This window comes from Marinobacter sp. L-80, from assembly GCF_056859395.1.
Genome location: NZ_JBSXOI010000018.1, coordinates 1 through 2,336, shown reverse-complemented (window position 1 = coordinate 2,336; position 2,336 = coordinate 1). Strand labels below are relative to the sequence as shown.

General features: G+C 41.9%; 2 protein-coding genes and 1 pseudogene. 2 read left to right on the top strand and 1 reads right to left on the bottom strand.

Annotation, left to right across the window (positions count from 1 at the left end; genetic code table 11):
- Positions 1–254: 254 nt before the first annotated feature.
- Positions 255–1,115, top strand: a complete 861-nt coding sequence (locus AC13E3_RS00440) for a hypothetical protein (protein WP_482901576.1) — start codon at positions 255–257, stop codon at positions 1,113–1,115.
- Entirely contained in the window at positions 1,112–1,426 is a 315-nt protein-coding gene (locus AC13E3_RS00435; RefSeq protein WP_482901575.1) for a hypothetical protein, read from the top strand. The genes AC13E3_RS00440 and AC13E3_RS00435 overlap by 4 nt, the downstream gene beginning before the upstream one ends.
- Positions 1,427–1,699: 273 nt before the next feature.
- Here the strand turns inward: AC13E3_RS00435 and AC13E3_RS00430 are convergent.
- Positions 1,700–2,200 (bottom strand): annotated as a pseudogene (locus tag AC13E3_RS00430) (IS3 family transposase); the annotation flags it as partial.
- Between the last annotated feature and the right edge of the window lie 136 nt (positions 2,201–2,336).

Sequence of the window (2,336 nt, the reverse complement as noted above, 5' to 3'; positions counted from 1 at the left end):
ATCTCACGACGCGTTTTGCGCTTCTTGGTCTGGTACTCGGCTTCGGAGAAGGTGATCTGATCCATGGTGGCAACGAATCCTATGCGGTTGATGATGGCCGTATTATCGCTGATTTTGGGGACTTATTCAGAGTCTCCCTAGAGATGAATATATTGTATACATCTCCGCTTTTTTAACTTCAGCGTTAATTATAAGTATTTGTAGTGGTCTGCTTCTAAATTTATCGGTTTAAATAAAGTGCTTGGAGAAAGATTATGGACATAATGCATTCCGGGAAGGTAAAGAATCAAGTAAAACCAAGAAGCATAATTATTGCAATAATTTTGCATTCTCTGTTAGCCATAATGACATTTGGGATATCTCTGCTTTTGCTGATTATAACAGGATTGATCAGTAACGCTTTTATAAAAAGAGAAATAAACGAAGCGTCATCAGGTTTGAATAAGTTCAAAAAGAATTTTCCATTTAGGCATTACGGAGAAATTTTTGCAAGCTTTCAGCATGTTTTCTTTCACAAAAAAATAATAGAAAACAACATCTATATGGCGATTGAGTCCGAATTAAAGTCGAAAACACCGATTGATGCTCTATCTACTGTAACAATTACTGATATAGACAATGACTTAACATCTTCTGAAGATCGCATTTTTATTAAGGCGGAATCTGGGTGCACAAACCGAGGTACATCTATTACTCTGGTGTTTTATCAGTCTAGCTTCGGATATATGCAGTCAATATCCTGGCAAGTATTGGCGAGAGGCTATATAGATAGAGACAAGAAGTTTAATTTAATAACATACTCTTTGTTTAGCTTAATTTTCTGGGTAATTCCATACCTCAAAAGGGAGCATGATTTGTTGAGCAGGGTAAGAACAATTTACTCAGGCGCATACAATGATATGGATGTTATTACACAGATCCGGTGCATCCATGAAGCAGTTTTTGATGCAATGATTAATGAGCTAGAAGCAAATGATATTGATACTAGTGAACTGAGGACTCAAAAAATACAAGCGATGAACATTAATATATCTGGAGGAAAAGTAAGTATGGGCAATGTCGTTCAAGGTGCAATGAACAAGGTTTCTAATTTTTCTAAAGGTAATAAGTCATGAGCAAAGGCAAAATTAATATCACGATATCAGGTGGGAACTCTGATTTCGGGAATGTTGTTCAAGGTGACGAAAACATCGTTTCGCTTGAAAAGCATAGAGAGCACCTTGATAAATTTTATGCTGAAATTCAGCAGTTGAGTGCTTCAAATAGAGCAACAGAGGACCAAATAGATTCTTTAAAAGAAGAAATAGAAAATTTAACTGAAAACTGCAAAAAAGAAGGTTTATCTGCGCTAGCTAAAAGGCTATACGAACAATATTCGTGGGCACTAGAGCCGCTTAAGAAACTTTTCTATGCGATTGTCCCATAACAAATCAATCAGCTACGCGCCTGTGCGCCAGACGGCTTACATTCGCTTCGCTAGGTTTCAGCTACCGGTTATTGAGGCGTTAGCAGAACCAAAAACACTCGAAAGGGAGTGATAGGTGAAAGCAAGGAAAGCCAAAAATAAATGCAGGCACGCTTTGAGCAGGGCCTTAGCAGAGAAGAAATTTTAGAGAGATATAGCAGTGACAGTTTTTCCGAAAGACGCGCAGCGTCTCTGGTTGGTTCGTTTAAAGACCATTGGCAAGCCCCCGATATCTTAGACACCTGACAGCTTTGTGAAGTACTCCTTTTCGAAGTCCACCGGCGACAAGCCACCGTTGTTGCCGTGACGGCGAACCGGGTTATAAAACATCTCGATGTAATCGAAGATATCCTGCCGGGCTGTTTCCCGATCCTTGTAGATTTTCCGCTTCACTCGCTCACTTTTGAGTAATGAGAAGAAGCTTTCCGCAACCGCATTGTCGTGACAGTTTCCGCGACGGCTCATACTGGGCTTCAAACGGTGGTCCTTCAGGAAATCTCTCCATTCACGGCTGGTGTATTGAGAGCCTTGATCTGAATGAATCAGAACCTCCTGCTTCGGCCTTCGCCGCCAGGAAGCCATTAGCAATGCGTCCATAACGAGGTCTGTCGACATCCGTGGCTTCATGGACCAGCCCACAATTTGCCGGGAGAACAGGTCCAGAACGGTGGCAAGGTACAAAAAGCCCTCGTGGGTCCGAATGTAGGTGATGTCCGTCACCCAACGTTCGTTAGGGAGACTCTGAATAAGTCCCCAAAATCAGCGATAATACGGCCATCATCAACCGCATAGGATTCGTTGCCACCATGGATCAGATCACCTTCTCCGAAGCCGAGTACCAGACCAAGAAGCGCAAAACGCGTCGTGAGAT

Bases quoted from the DNA above. Each gene is read 5' to 3' on its own strand.
- AC13E3_RS00440 (WP_482901576.1), top strand. From the start codon at position 255: ATGGACATAATGCATTCCGGGAAGGTAAAGAATCAAGTAAAACCAAGA.
- AC13E3_RS00435 (WP_482901575.1), top strand. From the start codon at position 1,112: ATGAGCAAAGGCAAAATTAATATCACGATATCAGGTGGGAACTCTGAT.